General features: G+C 72.2%; 17 protein-coding genes. 10 read left to right on the top strand and 7 right to left on the bottom strand.

What is annotated here, in order from left to right; translation table 11 throughout:
- Positions 1-32: 32 nt before the first annotated feature.
- Entirely contained in the window at positions 33-1787 is a 1755-nt protein-coding gene (locus tag ACFVFH_RS06805; RefSeq protein WP_383764372.1) for a biotin carboxylase N-terminal domain-containing protein, read from the bottom strand.
- Positions 1788-2197: 410 nt separating this feature from the next.
- Between ACFVFH_RS06805 and ACFVFH_RS06810 the strand changes: the two genes are divergently transcribed.
- Positions 2198-2647: a hypothetical protein gene (locus ACFVFH_RS06810; protein WP_383764375.1), complete on the top strand. Its 450-nt coding sequence runs from the start codon at positions 2198-2200 to the stop codon at positions 2645-2647.
- 45 nt (positions 2648-2692) lie between these two features.
- On the opposite strand, the gene ACFVFH_RS06815 is transcribed toward ACFVFH_RS06810, so the two are convergent.
- The 4 genes from ACFVFH_RS06815 to ACFVFH_RS06830 all read right to left on the bottom strand — a co-directional run bounded on the left by ACFVFH_RS06815 (position 2693) and on the right by ACFVFH_RS06830 (position 5681).
- Positions 2693-3304 carry a Maf family protein gene (locus tag ACFVFH_RS06815; RefSeq protein WP_383764378.1) on the bottom strand — a complete coding sequence of 204 codons (612 nt, stop codon included), beginning with the start codon at positions 3302-3304 and terminating at the stop codon, positions 2693-2695.
- A gap of 280 nt (positions 3305-3584) precedes the next feature.
- Entirely contained in the window at positions 3585-3713 is a 129-nt protein-coding gene (gene mmpB, locus ACFVFH_RS06820) for a morphogenic membrane protein MmpB (protein WP_383764381.1), read from the bottom strand.
- 151 nt (positions 3714-3864) lie between these two features.
- Positions 3865-4074: an acyl-CoA carboxylase epsilon subunit gene (locus ACFVFH_RS06825; RefSeq protein WP_383764384.1), complete on the bottom strand. Its 210-nt coding sequence runs from the start codon at positions 4072-4074 to the stop codon at positions 3865-3867.
- A 14-nt stretch (positions 4075-4088) separates the two neighbouring features.
- Positions 4089-5681, bottom strand: a complete 1593-nt coding sequence (locus ACFVFH_RS06830) for an acyl-CoA carboxylase subunit beta (RefSeq protein WP_383764387.1) — start codon at positions 5679-5681, stop codon at positions 4089-4091.
- A 137-nt stretch (positions 5682-5818) separates the two neighbouring features.
- Here ACFVFH_RS06830 and ACFVFH_RS06835 point away from each other — a divergent pair, with 137 nt between their 5' ends.
- The 5 genes from ACFVFH_RS06835 (at position 5819) to hutH (ending at position 12320) form a co-directional block, all read left to right on the top strand.
- Complete coding sequence (locus ACFVFH_RS06835) at positions 5819-6685, top strand: biotin--[acetyl-CoA-carboxylase] ligase (protein WP_383764390.1); 867 nt, start codon at positions 5819-5821, stop codon at positions 6683-6685.
- A gap of 634 nt (positions 6686-7319) precedes the next feature.
- Complete coding sequence (locus ACFVFH_RS06840; RefSeq protein WP_383764392.1) at positions 7320-8492, top strand: adenylate/guanylate cyclase domain-containing protein; 1173 nt, start codon at positions 7320-7322, stop codon at positions 8490-8492.
- A gap of 123 nt (positions 8493-8615) precedes the next feature.
- Entirely contained in the window at positions 8616-9428 is an 813-nt protein-coding gene (locus ACFVFH_RS06845) for an enoyl-CoA hydratase/isomerase family protein (RefSeq protein WP_383764395.1), read from the top strand.
- A 95-nt stretch (positions 9429-9523) separates the two neighbouring features.
- The gene (locus ACFVFH_RS06850; protein WP_383764397.1) at positions 9524-10693 is read left to right on the top strand and encodes a diguanylate cyclase domain-containing protein; all 1170 of its coding nucleotides are present in this window, start codon (positions 9524-9526) and stop codon (positions 10691-10693) included.
- A 76-nt stretch (positions 10694-10769) separates the two neighbouring features.
- Complete coding sequence (hutH, locus tag ACFVFH_RS06855; RefSeq protein WP_383764399.1) at positions 10770-12320, top strand: histidine ammonia-lyase; 1551 nt, start codon at positions 10770-10772, stop codon at positions 12318-12320.
- Between the two features lie 44 nt (positions 12321-12364).
- On the opposite strand, the gene ACFVFH_RS06860 is transcribed toward hutH, so the two are convergent.
- Complete coding sequence (locus ACFVFH_RS06860) at positions 12365-12688, bottom strand: hypothetical protein (protein WP_383764401.1); 324 nt, start codon at positions 12686-12688, stop codon at positions 12365-12367.
- Positions 12689-12794: 106 nt separating this feature from the next.
- On the opposite strand from ACFVFH_RS06860, the gene ACFVFH_RS06865 reads away from it, so the two are divergent.
- The 4 genes from ACFVFH_RS06865 to ACFVFH_RS06880 all read left to right on the top strand — a co-directional run bounded on the left by ACFVFH_RS06865 (position 12795) and on the right by ACFVFH_RS06880 (position 17116).
- Positions 12795-13193, top strand: a complete 399-nt coding sequence (locus ACFVFH_RS06865; RefSeq protein ID WP_383764404.1) for a hypothetical protein — start codon at positions 12795-12797, stop codon at positions 13191-13193.
- 275 nt (positions 13194-13468) lie between these two features.
- Positions 13469-14731 carry an Ig-like domain-containing protein gene (locus ACFVFH_RS06870; RefSeq protein WP_383764406.1) on the top strand — a complete coding sequence of 421 codons (1263 nt, stop codon included), beginning with the start codon at positions 13469-13471 and terminating at the stop codon, positions 14729-14731.
- A 180-nt stretch (positions 14732-14911) separates the two neighbouring features.
- Positions 14912-16387 carry an ABC transporter permease gene (locus tag ACFVFH_RS06875; protein ID WP_383764409.1) on the top strand — a complete coding sequence of 492 codons (1476 nt, stop codon included), beginning with the start codon at positions 14912-14914 and terminating at the stop codon, positions 16385-16387.
- A gap of 45 nt (positions 16388-16432) precedes the next feature.
- Positions 16433-17116, top strand: a complete 684-nt coding sequence (locus ACFVFH_RS06880) for an ABC transporter ATP-binding protein (protein WP_383764412.1) — start codon at positions 16433-16435, stop codon at positions 17114-17116.
- Between the two features lie 35 nt (positions 17117-17151).
- Here the strand turns inward: ACFVFH_RS06880 and ACFVFH_RS06885 are convergent, their stop codons facing one another.
- Positions 17152-17745, bottom strand: coding sequence for an RDD family protein (locus ACFVFH_RS06885; protein ID WP_383764414.1), 594 nt, complete (start codon positions 17743-17745; stop codon positions 17152-17154).
- Between the last annotated feature and the right edge of the window lie 24 nt (positions 17746-17769).

The raw sequence follows: 17769 nt of genomic DNA on the forward strand, positions 1-17769 counted from the left end.
CGCCGGGGCCCCGTCGTGCGGGTGCCGCTCGATCAGTCCTTGATCTCGCAGATGACGGCGCCGGAGGAGACCGAGCTGCCGACCTCGCTGGCGAGGCCCTTGACCGTGCCGGAGCGGTGCGCGTTGAGCGGCTGCTCCATCTTCATGGCCTCCAGGACGACGATCAGATCGCCCTCCTGGACCTCCTGGCCCTCCTCGACGGCGATCTTGACGATGGTGCCCTGCATCGGGGACGCCAGGGTGTCGCCGGAGATCGCCGAGCCGCTCTTCTTCGCCGCACGGCGCTTGGGCTTGGCGCCCGCGGCGAGTCCGGTCCGGGCCAGGCTCATGCCGAGCGAGGACGGGAGGGAGACCTCCAGGCGCTTGCCGCTGACCTCGACGACGACCGTCTCACGGCCGGCCTCCTCCTCGGCCTCCGCGTCGGCGGTGGCCGTGAAGGGCTTGATCTCGTTGACGAAGCCGGTCTCGATCCAGCGGGTGTGGACCTGGAACGGCTCGCTGGTGAAGGCAGGGTCGACCACGACCGCGCGGTGGAAGGGGATGGCGGTGGCCATGCCCTCGACGTTGAACTCGGCCAGCGCGCGGGCGGCGCGCTGGAGCGCCTGCTCGCGGGTCGCGCCGGTCACGATCAGCTTCGCCAGCAGCGAGTCCCAGGCGGGGCCGATGACGGAACCGGACTCGACGCCCGCGTCCAGGCGGACACCGGGGCCGGTCGGCGGCGCGAACGTGGTGACGGTGCCCGGAGCGGGCAGGAAGCCGCGGCCCGGGTCCTCGCCGTTGATCCGGAACTCGAAGGAGTGACCGCGCACGGCCGGGTCGCCGTAGCCCAGCTCCTCGCCGTCGGCGATGCGGAACATCTCGCGCACGAGGTCGAGGCCGGTGACCTCCTCGGTGACCGGGTGCTCGACCTGGAGGCGGGTGTTCACCTCCAGGAAGGAGATGGTCCCGTCCGTGCCGACGAGGAACTCCACCGTGCCGGCGCCGACGTAGCCGGCCTCCTTGAGGATGGCCTTGGACGCCGCGTACAGCTCCGCGTTCTGCGCCTCGCTCAGGAACGGGGCCGGGGCCTCCTCGACCAGCTTCTGGTGGCGGCGCTGGAGGGAGCAGTCGCGGGTGGAGACCACGACGACATTGCCGTGGGTGTCGGCCAGGCACTGGGTCTCGACGTGGCGCGGGCGGTCGAGGTAGCGCTCCACGAAGCACTCGCCCCGGCCGAACGCCGCGACGGCCTCACGGACCGCGGAGTCGTACAGCTCCGGGATCTCCTCCAGCGTGCGGGCGACCTTCAGGCCGCGGCCGCCGCCGCCGAAGGCGGCCTTGATCGCGATCGGCAGCCCGTGCTGCTCGGCGAAGGCGACGACCTCCTCGGAACCCGACACCGGGTCGGGCGTGCCGGCCACCAGCGGAGCACCGGCGCGCTGCGCGATGTGCCGGGCGGCGACCTTGTCGCCGAGGTCCCGGATCGCCTGCGGCGGCGGTCCGATCCAGGTCAGGCCCGCGTCCAGCACGGCCTGGGCGAACTCGGCGTTCTCCGACAGGAAGCCGTAGCCCGGGTGGATCGCGTCGGCCCCGGAGTCCTTGGCCGCCTGGAGCACCTTGGCCATGTCGAGATAGCTGGCGGCCGGGGTGTCACCGCCCAGAGCGAAAGCCTCGTCGGCCGCACGCACATGCAGAGCGTCGCGGTCCGGGTCTGCGTAGACGGCCACGCTCCCGATCCCGGCATCCCGGCATGCCCGAGCAACGCGGACAGCAATTTCGCCACGGTTGGCGATGAGCACCTTGCGCACGATGGCTCCCTCCTTGAAACAAGCTGAGTTTAGGGACTACCGACACGGCCCTACGACCCGTCCCCAATGGTGAGCTTGCCCACACGGAGTGTGATTCGAGGCTTGCTCAAGTCGCGAAATCCCTTGTGGCACCACGGTACGCCGGGTTTCATAACCGCACAGTAGCCACAAGGTGTGGTCCAGGTCTCTGTTCGTACGGCCTGCGACTTCTCGCGTTTCTTTGTGGAGTCCCCACTAATGGGCGAACGATTCTTTGCCCGACGTACCGGAGCCACGACAAGGGGGCGTGGGGAGCGCACGCCCGCGCGCGCCACGCGCGCGGAGTGAAATCGGGGATCGCCGGAACTCTTGTCCCGGGCATTACCCATGAGTAGGGTCCGCGCTATCGCACGTACTGCAGGTAACAGGGGGTGAGCACCGTGGTGCGCAGACCGGTGGCGTTCGTGGCCGCGATCGTGCTGTTCGTGGAAGCCGTGGGCATCGTGCTCATCAACGGCGTCCTGGCGACGGTCGTGAAGAACCAGGACATGTCACTGGCCGGGACCGACCCCGCGGTCGTCTCCGGCGGCACCTGGGTGATGGGCGGGGTCTTCGGCGTCTACCTGCTGCTGTGCGGGCTGCTCCTGCTGCTGGCGGGCGTCCGCGACCGGGCCCCCGGCCGCCTCGCCCGCATCGTCCTGATCGTCTGCGCGGTGGTGCACGGCGTGCTGGGCGCGCTGACCGTCGGGCTGGTCGGCTGGGCCGCGTTCGCGTTCCTGATGGTGGTGCTCGGGCTGATCGTGCTGACGCTGGTGGCGTACGGCGCCGGGTCCGACGAGCCCGCCGACGGCGCCGGGACGGACGTTCCGGCACGGGCCTGACCGGAAGCACCCGTCCGGGCGGCACCCGCCCGGACGCGTGGCCGCTCAGGCCCAGAGCTCGGTGACCGAGATCCCCAGCTCGCCCAGCAGGCGACGCAGCAGCGGCAGCGAGAGCCCGATGACATTGCCGTGGTCGCCCTCGATGGAGTCGACGAACGGGGCCGAACGGCCGTCCAGGGTGAAGGCGCCCGCGACGTGGAGCGGTTCGCCGGTGGCCACGTAGGCGGCGATCTCGTCGTCGGTCGGTTCCCCGAACCGGACGGTCGTGGAGGCGGTCGCCGAAGCGGTGCGGCCGGTGGCGGTGTCGGTCACGCTGTGGCCGGTCCGCAGCACTCCGGCGCGGCCGCGCATGGACTTCCAGCGGGCGACGGCCTCCTCGGCGTCGGCAGGCTTGCCGAGCGCCTCGCCGTCGAGTTCGAGGACCGAGTCGCAGCCGATGACCAGGGCGCCCGCCGCCTCCGCCCGGCCGGCCACCGCGGCGCCCTTGGCCTCGGCGAGCACGAGCGCCAGCTCGGACGGGGTCGGGGCGTCCAGCGCGTCCTCGTCCACCCCGCTCACGATCACCTCGGGCGCGAAACCGGCCTGCCGCAGCAGACCGAGGCGGGCGGGGGAGGCGGAGGCGAGCACGAGACGGCGCTGATCAGTCATGCACGTCATCGTAGAAGACACGTCATCGTGAGAAGAGGCGAGCGGCCCGGTCCCTGCCGCGACCCGGACCCTGGTCCTTGCCGCGACCCGGACCCTGGTCCCTGCCGTGACCCGGACCCTGGTCCCTGCCGCGATCCGGACCCTGGTCCCTGCCGCGACACGCTCCCCGGTCCTTGCCGCGACCCGCCCCCCGGTCCTTGCCGCGACCCGGACCCCGGCCCCTGCCGCGACCCGCACCCCGGCTCCCGCCGCGACCCGCCCCCCGACCCCTGCAGCGACCCGGTCCCGCTCAGCGGATCCCGACCGCGAGCATCCCGACCATCATCGCGAGGGCGAGCAGCAGCCCCGCGCGACGCATCATGGCCTGGGCGTCGCGCAGTTCCTTCGGCGGCTTGTTCTCCGGGTCGGACCACAGCATGGAAACGATCCTGCTGCGGCGGCGGGCGGCGCGCCTGAGTACGGGTACTCAGCCGCCGTGGTGCGTAGGGACCAGATCGCTCCCGGACGCACCGGAGGTCCGGACCAAGGGGCCCGGACCTCCGGAAACGTGCGGGGAAAGACGGCGGGCGCTACCCGGGCCAGTACGTCCGGGCCCAGGCCCGCGGCCCCGGCAGATGGCGGGTGCTCCGCGCGATGCGTCCCGGGTCGGACCACTGGCCGGGCAGCGCCGGCGCACCGGCCGGCGCGTCGGACGCCGTCGCCGCCGCGCGCGCCCGCACCACCGCGAGCGCGGCGGCCAGCTCCTCAGGGGTCGGGTTGCCCCGTACGACCTTGATCATGGCCAGGACCCTTTCTAGAGGGGGATGTTGCCGTGCTTCTTCGGGGGCAGCGACTCCCGCTTGGTACGCAGCTGGCGCAGCCCCTTCACGATGTGGGCGCGGGTGTCGGACGGCATGATCACCGCGTCGACGTAGCCGCGCTCGGCCGCCACGTAGGGGTTGAGCAGGGTGTCCTCGTAGTCGGCGATCAGCTCGGCGCGGGTGGCTTCCGCCTCGGCGGGGTCCGTGACGGCGGCGATCGTACGGCGGTGCAGGATGTTCACCGCGCCCTGCGCGCCCATCACCGCGATCTGCGCGGTCGGCCAGGCGAGGTTGATGTCGGCGCCCAGGTGCTTGGAGCCCATGACGTCGTACGCGCCGCCGAACGCCTTGCGGGTGATCACCGTGATCAGCGGGACGGTCGCCTCGGCGTAGGCGTAGATCAGCTTGGCGCCGCGGCGGATGATGCCGCCGTACTCCTGGTCGACGCCGGGCAGGAAGCCGGGGACGTCGACGAAGGTCAGCACCGGCACGTTGAAGGCGTCGCAGGTGCGGACGAAGCGCGCGGCCTTCTCGCTGGCGTTGATGTCCAGGCAGCCCGCGAACTGCATCGGCTGGTTGGCGACGATGCCGACCGGATAGCCCTCGACGCGCCCGAAGCCGGTGACGATGTTCGGCGCGAACAGCGCCTGGGTCTCCAGGAACTCGCCGTCGTCCAGCACGTGTTCGATGGCGGAGTGCATGTCGTACGGCTGGTTGGCCGAGTCCGGGATGAGGGTGTCGAGCTCGCGGTCCTCGTCCGTGGTGGCGAGGTCCGCCGCCTCGGGGAAGGCCGGCGCCTCGGACAGGTTGTTCGAAGGCAGGTACGACAGCAGCGACTTGACGTACTCGATGGCGTCCTTCTCGTCGCCCGCCATGTGGTGCGCCACACCGGAGGTGGTGTTGTGGGTGCGGGCGCCGCCGAGCTCCTCGAAGCCGACGTCCTCGCCGGTGACCGTCTTGATGACGTCGGGGCCGGTGATGAACATGTGCGAGGTCTGGTCGACCATGACCGTGAAGTCGGTGATCGCGGGGGAGTAGACCGCGCCGCCCGCGCACGGTCCGACGATCAGCGAGATCTGCGGCACGACGCCCGAGGCGTGCACATTGCGGCGGAAGATCTCCGCGAACAGCCCGAGCGCGGCCACGCCTTCCTGGATCCGGGCGCCACCGCCGTCGTTGATGCCGATGACCGGGCAGCCGGTCTTCAGCGCGAAGTCCATCACCTTGACGATTTTCTCACCGTAGACCTCGCCGAGCGAGCCGCCGAAGATGGTGAAGTCCTGCGAGTAGACGCAGACCGGGCGGCCGTCGACCGTGCCGTATCCGGTGACGACACCGTCCCCGTACGGGCGGTTCTTCTCGATGCCGAAGTTGGTGGAGCGGTGCCGGGCGAATTCGTCGAGCTCCACGAAGGAACCCTCGTCGAGCAGCAGATCGACCCGTTCGCGCGCGGTCAACTTGCCCTTGGCGTGCTGCTTCTCGACCGCGCGCGCGGAGCCCGCGTGCGTCGCCTCGTCGATCCGGCGCTGCAGGTCCGCGATCTTGCCAGCGGTCGTGTGGATGTCGGTCTCTTCCGGCTCGGACATCGGGTGGCGGCTCCCTGCCTGGTCACGGGGGACGACTGTGCTGCTGCTGATCAGGTGCAGAACACCTACTGATCCGTAGGGTATCGGCGCCGATACGGATCGGCAGTGCGTCCTTTGCCACACCTAGTCTGGCTTGCATGACACCTTCGGATGCGCCACGGAACCGTTGGTCGGACCTGGACCGGCCGCCCCTGAACGTCCCCGCGCTGCGCCGCGGACTGCTGCGGCCGGGCGGACTGTGGACCTCGCTCGACGTCGTGGAGACCATCGGGTCCACCAACTCCGAGCTCGCCCGCCGTGCGGCGGACGGGCTCGACGCGGGCACCGTGCTGGTCGCCGAGGAACAGACCGCGGGCCGCGGCCGACTCGATCGCACCTGGACGGCTCCGGCCCGTTCGGGCCTCTTCTTCTCCGTCTACCTGGAGCCGGGCGGCGTCCCCGCCGAGCGCTGGGGCTGGCTGCCGCTGCTCACCGGCGTCGCCGCGGCGACCGGCCTGGCACGGGCCGCAGGCGTCGACACGGCCCTGAAGTGGCCCAACGACCTCCTGGTCACGGTGGACGGCGTGGAGCGCAAGGCGGGCGGCATCCTGGCCGAGCGCGCCGGGGACGGCGTCGTCATCGGCATGGGCCTCAACGTCTCCCTGCGCGCCGAGGAGCTGCCCTCCCCGACGGCCGCCTCCCTGGCCCTGGCCGGGGCCGTCTCCACCGACCGCGAGACGCTGCTGCGGGGCGTGCTGCGCTCGCTGGAGCACTGGTACGGGCAGTGGCGCGCGGCGGACGGCGACGCGGCGGCGAGCGGCCTCCAGGAGGCGTACGCGGCGGGCTGCGCCACGCTCGGCCGGACGGTGCGGGCCCAGCTGCCCGGCGACCGCACGCTGGTCGCCGAGGCGGTGGCGATCGACGGCGACGGCCGACTGGTCCTGTCCACCGAGGACGGCCTCCAGGAACCCGTGTCGGCCGGTGACATCGTCCATCTGCGGGGCGTGGAGGGCGGCCTGGTCTGAGTCGGCCGGGACGGCCGGCCCGTCGCGACGGGCCGCGGGCGGGTAGGCGCGCCGTCCCCGCACCTGCGGGGAGTCGTACCACCTGGGGGGAGCCCTCGATGGCCGTGGCGCCCGCCCTTGCCTGCGAGGGGGTGCCGGTTCGGCGGGTGGCGCGGCGGCGGAGTGCAGCCGCCTGCGCGCGCCTGCGGGGGGTGCCTCAGCTGTCGTACGCGGTCGCGGCACATACCGGGGCCCGCCCGGAGCCGCAGGGAGTCGTAGCCACCCGGGCGGAGCCCTCGATGGCCGGGGCGCCCGCCCGCGCCCCCGGGGAGGTGCTCGCCCCGCCAGGCCCTCCGGCTCACCCGAACACGTACTCGGGGTATGAATCCGTGCCCTCCCGGAAACCGTCCACCGGCCGGAACCAGCCACGCCCGCCGGTCCGCCCAGGGGCCCTTCCGGGAGGGCCGGGGGTATGAATCCGCGTCCTGCCGGAAACCGCCCACCGGCCGTCACCGCCCACGCCCCCCGGCCCACCCAGGAGCTTTCCGGGAGGACTCAGGGGCGTGAGCCACGGCACACCTGCCGTATCGTTGAGGCGATCCACCGACAGAGAGATCGGCAGGGCAGTGCGCAGGGAACGGGCAGGAGGCGGCTGGTGACCGTCGACGACACGACCTCCGGTGCGGGCACACAGCCCCCGTCGGGCCCCTCGGTCCACGCGACACCGCATCACGAGGTCGACCACACGGCGGAGCCGACCGACGACCCCCTCGCGATCCGGCTGGAACAGCTGATCCTGGGCGCCGACCGCCGCTACACACCGTTCCAGGCGGCCCGTACCGCCGGTGTCTCGATGGACCTGGCCTCCCGTTTCTGGCGGGCCATGGGCTTCGCCGACATCGGGCAGGCCAAGGCGCTCACCGAGGCCGACGTGCTGGCGCTGCGCCGGCTCGCCGGTCTCGTCGAGGCCGGGCTGCTCAGCGAACCGATGGCGATCCAGGTGGCCCGGTCCACCGGGCAGACCACCGCCCGGCTGGCGGAGTGGCAGATCGACTCCTTCCTGGAGGGGCTGACCGAGCCGCCCGAGCCCGGCATGACCCGTACCGAGGTCACGTACCCGCTGATCGAGCTGCTGCTCCCGGAGCTCCAGGAGTTCCTGGTCTATGTGTGGCGGCGCCAACTGGCGGCCGCCACCGGGCGGGTCGTGCAGGCCGCCGACGACGAGGAGATGGTCGACCGCCGTCTGGCCGTCGGCTTCGCCGACCTCGTCGGGTTCACCCGGCTGACCCGGCGGCTGGAGGAGGAGGAACTCGGCGAGCTGGTCGAGGCCTTCGAGACCACCTCGGCCGACCTGGTGGCCGCCCACGGCGGCCGTCTCATCAAGACCCTCGGCGACGAGGTCCTCTTCGCCGCCGACGACGCGGGCACCGCCGCCGAGATCGCACTGCGTCTGATCGAGGCGATGACCCAGGACGAGACCATGCCCGCGCTGCGCGTGGGCATCGCGTTCGGCACGGTCACCACCCGGATGGGCGATGTCTTCGGCACGACCGTGAACCTCGCCAGCCGGCTGACGTCGATAGCGCCCAAGGACGCCGTGCTGGTGGACGGGGCCTTCGCCGAGGAGCTGACCCGCACCGGTGACGCCCCGGCCTCCGAGGCGCAGGCGGCGGAGGAGGCCGCGGTGGCCGAGAAGGAGCGCCGGGAAGGCATGGAGCCGACCGCGGCGCCCACGTACCGCTACGGGCTCCAGCCGATGTGGCAGCGCCCGGTGCGCGGGCTCGGCGTGGTGGAACCCTGGCTGCTGGCCCGCCGCGGCACGTCCTGACCCCGGCCCCGCCATGCCCCCGCATTCCGCCGCCTCGTCCGCACCCGGACTCGCCCGGGTCCGCCGTCCGGGCCGCCCCATAGGATCCCTCCGGTAACGCTCGTTAACCGGAGGGGTGAAGTCATGACCGTCACGTCCGAGCAGCGGTTCGGGGAATTCGTCGTCGTACGGGTCCACGAGGGGCAGGAGCACGTCGCCGAGCTGGTGCTCGACCGGCCGGGGGCGATGAACGCCGTGTCCACGGACATGGCCCGCTCGATCGCCGCCGCCTGTGCCGCGCTCGCCGCCGACCCCGGCGTGCGGGTCACCGTCCTCACCTCCAGCCATGAGCGGGCCTTCTGCGTGGGCGCCGACCTGAAGGAGCGGAATTCCTTCACCGACGCCGATCTGCTCCGTCAGCGCCCCACCGCCCGGTCCGCGTACACCGGGGTGCTCGAACTGCCGATGCCGACGATCGCCGCCGTGCACGGCTTCGCGCTCGGCGGCGGCTTCGAGCTGGCGCTCTCCTGCGACCTGATCGTCGCCGACCGGACGGCCGTGGTCGGGCTGCCCGAGGTGTCGGTCGGTGTCATCCCGGGCGGTGGCGGTACACAGCTGCTGCCGCGGCGGATCGGAGCGGCGCGCGCCGCCGAGCTGGTCTTCACGGCCCGGCGGGTGGAGGCGGCCGAGGCGCTCGACTCCGGACTCGTCGACGAGCTGGTGGAGGCCGGGCAGGACCGGGCGGCCGCGCTGGCGCTGGCCGGCCGGATCGCCGCCAACTCCCCGGTGGGGCTCCGGGCCGCCAAGCGGGCGCTGCGGCTGGGCCACGGCCTGGATCTGCGGGCCGGACTCGAAGTGGAGGACGCCGCCTGGCGGTCGGTGGCCTTCTCCGGAGACCGGGCCGAGGGCGTGGCCGCGTTCAACGAGAAGCGGAAGCCGGAGTGGCCCGGCGAGTGACGCAGAGTGACCTCGCGTCACCGAATGGACACGAAGTGCACGCGAGGGATGGCTCAAACTGATCAAATCACCCCAAATCTACATAAGCTGTAACGATGGGTGGTGATGATGCACGGCTGCGGGCCGTGGTGGCGCTGGCGCAGGCGATGGCGGCGGCGCACACCCCGCGGGGATCGTGGCGGGCGGCCGCGCTGGGGGCGTGCGAGGCACTGGGCGGCAGCTTCGCCGCGCTCTCCGTGTGGGAGCGCGGGCGGGGGGAGCTGCGCGTCCTGGTGAACGCGGGCGAACGCGCCGAGGGGGAGGAGGAATTCCCCGAGGCGGAGGCGTATCCGGTGCACCAGTTCCCGGAGATCACCGAGTTCCTGCACGAGCGGTGGGCCGGGGGCGGTGAGCCGGACGCCTGGGTCGAGACCGCGGACGGCCCGGCGGGCGCGCCGCCGGACGGGGGCGCGGGGCTGCGGGAGTACGGGAGCGGGTACGGCCGGGAGCGGGTGGCCGCGCTGCGCCGGCGCGGGCGCGGCTGCTGCGTGGTCGCGCCGATCGTGCTGCACGGGCGGGCCTGGGGCGAGCTGTACGTGGCCCGGCCGGTGGGGGCGCCGGTGTTCGGGCGGGCGGACGCGGACTTCGCGACCGTGCTGGCCGCGGTGGTCGCCGCGGGGATCTCCCAGACGGAGCGGCTCGAAGAGGTCCGCAAGCTCGCCTTCACCGATCCGCTCACCGGGCTGGCCAACCGCCGCGCCGTCGATGTGCGGCTGGACGAGGCGGTGGAACGGCACCGGGCGGACGGGGCGGTGGTCAGCCTGGTCGTCTGCGATCTCAACGGCCTGAAGCAGGTCAACGACACGCATGGCCATGCGGTCGGCGACCGCCTGCTGGAACGTTTCGGCTCGGTGCTGTCCCGCTGCGGCGCCATGCTGCCCGGCGCGCTGGCGGCCCGGCTCGGCGGTGATGAGTTCTGTCTGCTCACGGTGGGGCCGCAGGCGGACGAGGTGGTCCGGGTGGCCACCGAACTCTGCGAGCGGGCGGCCGAGTTGGAGCTGGGGGACGGAGTGGCGTGCGGGCTGGTCTCGACCGGCGATCCGATCGGCCCGGTGGTGTCGGCGCGACGGCTCTTCCGGCTGGCGGACGCCGCGCAGTACCGGGCGAAGGCGGCCCGTTCGGCCAAGCCCGTGGTGGCCGGGCGGGACGGTGAGGTGATCCGGCTGGCCGACGCGCCGCCCAGGTCCCCGCACGACCGCCGCCATCTGCGCGGCAGCCGCCCCTGAGGAGGGGTGCCCCGGTAAGGGGTCAACCGCTCGACCACTAGTGACATGAAGGGATTCAATCCGTACGCTTCTGAATATGGATATGCATACAGTCGTGGTGGGGACGTCCGGCACCACCGCTCAGGACGTCATCGCCGTGGCCCGCGGCAACGCCCGCGTCGAGCTCTCCGCGGCCGCCGTCGACGCGCTCGCCGCGGCCCGCGAGATCGTGGACGCGCTCGCCGCCAAGCCCGAGCCGGTGTACGGCGTCTCCACCGGATTCGGGGCACTGGCCAGCCGCCACATCAGCCAGGACCTCCGCACGCAGCTCCAGCGCAACATCGTCCGCTCGCACGCCGCGGGCATGGGGCCGCGGGTCGAGCGGGAGGTCGTCCGCGCGCTGATGTTCCTGCGGCTGAAGACGGTCGCCTCCGGGCACACCGGCGTACGCCCCGAGGTCGCGCAGACCATGGCCGACGTCCTCAACGCGGGCATCACCCCCGTGGTCCACGAATACGGCTCGCTCGGCTGCTCCGGCGACCTGGCCCCGCTCTCGCACTGCGCCCTGACGCTGATGGGCGAGGGCGAAGCGGAGGGCTCCGACGGCACCGTGCGCCCCGCCGGCGAGCTGCTCGCCGCCCACGGCATCACCCCGGTCGAGCTGCGCGAGAAGGAGGGGCTCGCCCTCCTCAACGGCACCGACGGCATGCTCGGGATGCTGGTCATGGCCCTGGCCGACCTGAAGACCCTCTACACCTCCGCCGACATCACCGCCGCCCTCTCCCTGGAGGCGCTGCTCGGCACGGACAAGGTGCTCGCCCCGGAGCTGCACGCCATCCGCCCGCACCCCGGCCAGGGCGCCAGCGCGGACAACATGCTGCGGGTGCTCGCGGGCTCGGGCCTCACCGGTCACCATCAGGACGACGCGCCCCGCGTCCAGGACGCCTACTCGGTGCGCTGCGCCCCGCAGGTCAACGGCGCGGGCCGCGACACCCTCGACTACGCCGGGCTCGTAGCGGACCGCGAGCTGGCCTCCGCCGTCGACAACCCCGTCGTCCTTCCCGACGGCCGGGTCGAGTCCAACGGCAACTTCCACGGCGCCCCCGTCGCGTACGTACTCGACTTCCTGGCGATCGTCGCCGCCGACCTCGGCTCCATCGCCGAGCGCCGCACCGACCGGCTGCTGGACAAGAACCGCTCGCACGGGCTGCCGCCGTTTCTCGCCGACGACGCCGGGGTGGACTCGGGCCTGATGATCGCCCAGTACACCCAGGCCGCCCTGGTCAGCGAGATGAAGCGGCTCGCCGTACCCGCCTCGGCGGACTCGATCCCGTCCTCCGCGATGCAGGAGGACCACGTCTCCATGGGCTGGTCGGCGGCGCGCAAACTCCGTACCGCCGTCGACAACCTGGCCCGGATCGTCGCCGTCGAGCTCTACGCGGCGACCCGCGCCGTCGAGCTGCGCGCCGCCGGGGGCCTCACCCCCGCGCCCGCCTCGCTGGCCGCCATCGAGGCGCTGCGCGCGGCGGGGGTCCAGGGGCCCGGACCGGACCGCTTCCTGTCGCCGGACCTGGCAGCGGCGGACGCGTTCGTCCGCGCGGGGAAGCTGGTCGCGGCGGTCGAGCCGGTGACGGGGCCGCTGGCGTAGGCCCGTCGCGGGCACGCCCCGGGGCGTCCCGGACGGGCGGGGCCTCAGACGGGGAGGACCTCGGGGCGGCGCGCGGCGTGCGAGAGCAGCGCCGCGCCGATGCCCAGGAAGGCCATCCCGCCGATCAGATACGGCCTGGTGCCGATCCCGGTCCCGGTGTCGGCCAGCCGCGGACCGGTCCCGGCCTCCGCCGGCCGCGGACCGGGGCCGGTGTCCGGGGTGTCCGCGGCGGTGGTGGCGGGGGCGCTCCGTGCACCCGGTGCGGAGACCGGCCGGTCCGTCGCGTTGGCGGACGGGACGAACCACAGGGCGGCCAGCAGCGTGGCCGCGGCGGTGGCGGTCAGGAGCGGGCGGCGAGCGACGGCCACGGAAACGATCCCCCTTGTCACAGCCGTGAGTTAGGCATGTGCGGATGCTAGTGAAAGCAGCGGGTCGCGGGAAAGCCGGGGGCTCGCGGAGCTTACGCTCCGGCACATGAGCACATCTGAGACATCACGGTTCGTTCGGCTTCGCGTCGAAATGGTGCTGGAGATCACGGACCCCGCCGCCCTCAGCGGCACCGCGCTGGAGTCGATCGCCGCCGAATACGGCGAGCCGGGCGGCGAGTCCGCCGAGGAGCGCACGCGCGCCGAGGCCGCCGTACGGGAGGACGGCGCGGAGGCCCTCGCCTCCCTCGTCGACCCGTTCGACCTGGTCAGCGAGGTACCCGGGGTCGAGCTCGCCCAGGCGTCCTGGAGCAGCGAGACCGTCGACTACGACCCGGACGACCCGGACTCCTGGGACCTCGACGACGAGGACGAGGACGACGAGGGCGACGAGACGGACTTCGAGAACGACCCGGAGGACGGTGTCGGCGTACCGCACCATGGATGAGGACGACGGTCACGTCGCCGCGCGCGGCGGGACCGCGGACCCGTGAACACCGGCCCCGGACCGCTTCCCACGCGGTCCGGGGCCGCTGTCGTCGGCCGGTCGCCCCTACGCGATCGGCGCCGGGAACCGCCGTCGCCGCGGACGCGTCGTTGAGTGTTGTTCCCCACATCCTTCTTGGATGTGGAACGCGGGACCCTTTCCATGGGTTCTAGGACCATTGACGGGTTTCGCCGGAGACGGCGGTTCCGCTCGGGGATTTTGGGGATACGGCAACGATGGAGAAGCGTGTGATGACGGACAGCAAGCGGCGCAGGGGCCTGATGGCCGCGTCCGCACTGCTCGGCGGCGTACTGGTGCTCACCGCCTGCAACGACAGCGGCGACAGCAGTGCCGAGGGCTCGAAGAAGTCGCAGGCGGCCGAGGTCGACAAGGCGGCGGCCCAGGACGCGTCCGAGGCCCAGATAGCGATCGCGCCGAAGAACGGCGCGACCAACGCGAGCATCAACAACGACGCGAAGGTCACCGTCGCCAAGGGCACGCTCTCCGAAGTCACCATGACCACCGCGGCCGGAGCGGCCGTCAAGGGCACGCTCTCCGCCGACGGCAAGAGCTGGAAGCCGGACGTCCAGCTGGAGCGCTCGACCACGTACAAGATCGCCGCGACGGCGAAGGACGCCAAGGGCCGCGAGGCGCACGAGAACTCCTCCTTCACCACCGTCTCGCCCGCCAACAGCTTCATCGGGAACTTCACCCCCGAGGACGGCTCCACGGTCGGCGTCGGCATGCCGGTCTCGATCAACTTCAACAAGGCGATCACGGACAAGAAGGCCGTCCAGGCCGGGATCACCGTGACCTCCAGCAGCGGCCAGCAGGTCGTCGGCCACTGGTTCAACTCGCAGCGCCTCGACCTGCGCCCCGAGAACTACTGGAAGGGCGGCTCCACCGTCACCCTGAAGCTGGCGCTGGACGGCGTCGAGGGTGCGGACGGCGTCTTCGGCGTCCAGCAGAAGACGGTCACCTTCAAGGTCGGCCGCAACCAGGTCTCGACGGTCGACGCCAACACCAAGATGATGACCGTCACCCAGGACGGCAAGACGATCAAGACCATCCCGATCTCCTCCGGTTCGTCCTCCAACCCCACGTACAACGGGCAGATGGTGATCTCCGAGAAGTTCAAGGAGACCCGGATGAACGGTGCGACGGTCGGCTTCACCGACGACGACGGCAAGGGCGAGTACGACATCAAGGACGTGCCGCACGCCATGCGGCTGTCCACCTCGGGCACCTTCATCCACGGCAACTACTGGGGCGCCCGGTCGATCTTCGGCAGCGCCAACACCAGCCACGGCTGCGTGGGTCTCGCCGACGTGAAGGGCGCGGGCGACGCCAACCAGCCCGCCGCCTGGTTCTACAACAACTCCATGGTCGGCGACGTGGTCATCGTCAAGAACTCCCCGGACAAGACCATCACCCCCGACAACGGCCTCAACGGCTGGAACATGAGCTGGGCCGAGTGGACGGCGGGCTCCCAGGCCTGACCCGACCCCGGTTCGACCCCACGGCGTCATCCCCGGCGCGGCCCGAATCCCGTACGGAGGCGGCGGCACCCGGATCCCCCCGGATCCGCGGAGCCGCCGCCTCCGGCGTTCGCACGGCTTCTCATCCGGCTCTCATCGCGGCCTTATCCCGCCATCACAAGCGCTCCATAACGTCGCGCCATGTTCTTCACCTACCTCCGGCGCGAGCTGCGCCGCCGCAGAAAGGCGGCGCTGGTCGTCGCCTCGGGCCTCGCGCTGGGCATCGCGCTGGTCATCGTCGTCAGCTCGGTCTCCACCGGCATGAGCCGGGCCCAGGACAAGGTCCTGGAATCGCTGTACGGCCTCGGCACCGACATGACCGTCACCAAGGCCGCCGCCGCCCCCGGATCGGGCGGCGGGCGGCCCAAGTTCGAGTTCGACGCCAAGGGCGACGACGACAACGCGATACAGAGCAGCGACCGGGTCATGGTCCAGGGCTTCCAGACGCTGGCCGCGTCGACCGTCTCCAGGATCGGCGGACAGAACGGTGTGGCCGGTGCCGTGGGCGGGCTCAGCCTGAACGTGATGAAGGTCGACGGCCAGTTCAAGCGCGGCGAGTTCAGGCAGCAGGAGGGTGCGGGCCAGAGCGGCCGGGGCGGCCCCGGCGGGGGCGGCGGGCAGCCGCAGGGCGAGGTCAGGGGCGGCGGCGCCTCCTTCGACGTCAACTCCTACACGGTGTACGGCACCGACGTCACCGAGCAGGCACTCGGCCCGCTGACCTCCTCGAAGATCACCAAGGGCCGTACGTTCAAGAGCTCCGAGACCGACGCGAAGGTGGCCGTCGTCGACTCCGCGTACGCCAAGGAGAAGAAGCTCGACGTCGGCAAGACCGTGACCGTCCACGGAACCAAGTTCACGATCGTCGGGGTCTCGACCGCCGACAGCGGTGACGCGGCCGCCAACCTCTACATACCGCTCAAGCAGGCGCAGAGCCTCGCCGACGCCAAGGACAAGGTCACCACGGTCTATGTGAAGGCCGCGGACTCGCAGCAGATCGACCAGGTCAAGTCCACCATCCAGAAGAACGTCTCCGGCACCACCGTCACCACCTCCGCCGATCTCGCCGACACCGTGTCGGGCTCGCTCTCCACCGCCTCCGACCTCGCCTCCGGCGTCGGCAAGTGGCTCTCGATCGCGGTGCTGGTCGCCGCCTTCCTGGTGGCCGGTCTGCTCACCTCCTCGGCGGTCAGCCGCCGGGTACGGGAGTTCGGCACCCTCAAGGCGCTCGGCTGGAAGAGCGGCCGGGTCACCCGCCAGGTCATCGGTGAGGCGCTCGTCAACGGGCTGCTGGGCGGCGTTCTCGGTATCGCCGTCGGCCTCGCCGGTGCCTATGTCGTGACCGCGATCAGCCCCACGCTCACCGCGCAGCTCGGCTCGTCCGGCGGCGGAACGGGCGGCGGAATGGGTGGTGGCATGGGCGGCGGCCGGTTCATGGGCGGACCGGGCGGGCCGGGCGCGTCCAAGACGCTCGACATCGCGCTGACCGCGCCCGTCTCGCTCTCCGTGATCCTGGTCGCCGTCGGGCTGGCCGTGGCGGGCGGGCTGATCGCGGGGGCCTTCGGCGGCTGGCGGGCCTCCCGGCTGCGGCCGGCCGACGCCCTGCGCCGCGTCGAATAGTCCGCCACGCGCCCCATCCCCCCAGGTTTCAGCAGGAGTTGACCCATGTACACACTCAGGGACGTCACCAAGCGCTACACGCGCGGGAAGTCCACCGTCCACGCGCTCGCCGGTGTCGATCTGACCATCGAGGACGGCGGCCGGCTGGTCATCCAGGGCCCCACCGGCGGCGGCAAGTCCACGCTGCTCCAGATGCTCGGCGGGCTGGACCGCCCCACGAGCGGCAGCGTCGAACTGGACGGCGTCGACCTCGCGAAGCTCAGCGAGGCCAAGCTCACCAAGGTGCGCGCCGAGAACATCGGCTTCGTCTTCCAGAGCTTCAACCTCATCCCGACGCTCACCGCCCAGGAGAACGTGGAGACCGCGCTCGTGCCGCTCGGCGGCGGGGCGGCCGAGCGCCGCAGGAGGGCCGCCGAGGCGCTGGACTCCGTGGGGCTGGGCGAGCGGCTCGGGCATCTGCCCAGCGAGATGTCCGGCGGTCAGCAGCAGCGGGTGGCGATCGCCCGCGCCCTGGTCAAGCGGCCGAAGGTGCTGCTCGCCGACGAACCCACCGGCAACCTCGACGAGTCGATGCGCGACGAGGTCATGGAGGTGCTGGAGACCATGTGGAAGGAGCACGGCCTGACCTTCGTCATGGTCACGCACGACAGCGCCATCGCCCGGCGCGCACCGAGGCTCGCCACGATCCGCAAGGGCAAGGTGACGATCACGGAGAACGCGTCGGCCTGACACGGGCCGGGGCCGAGGGAGCGGCGGGCGTCCGGTCAGTGGCGGGCGCCCGGCGCGGCCCGGTGGGCGGTGAGGCCGCTGTGGCGTACCTGGCGCAGCCCCAGCGGATCGGCGTACGGCTCGCCGGTCCCGCCGTTCCAGAGCGTGGCGGGCGGCAGGGCCCCCGGGCCGGAGCACAACGCGCGCAGCCCGTACCAGGGTTGCAGCGGCAGCCAGCACAGCCCGTACAGCCAGCGACGCAGCAGCAGCCAGGGCCCCGGGCGCCCGGCGTCGGGCAGTCTGACCACCCGTATCCCCATGATCAGCTTGCCCGCGCCGCCCCCGGTGAGCGAGGTCAGGACCACATGGTTGAGGAACGAGAACGCGAGCGCCGGGCCGAGCAGCAGCCCCACCGCCTCGGTGACTCCGGCCGTGTGCACGTACGGCCGGGCCAGTAAGCCGGCGGCGACCAGGCAGAGATAGCAGTCGAGGCCGACGGCGAGGTAGCGGCGCATGTCGCCCGCGCGCGGCGGTACGCGCGAGGCGTGCGCGGCGTGGTACCCGGGCGCGGGCGGAAGGGCCGCGCGAGCCGTCGGCAGAGGCGGTCCGGAGAGGTCGCGGGAGCGCCCCGCACCCCGTGGAATGGTCATGACGGCATCATGGCCGAAGAGCCG

The sequence above is a fragment of the Streptomyces sp. NPDC057697 genome (assembly GCF_042799335.1).
In the GTDB taxonomy this organism is placed as follows: domain Bacteria; phylum Actinomycetota; class Actinomycetes; order Streptomycetales; family Streptomycetaceae; genus Streptomyces.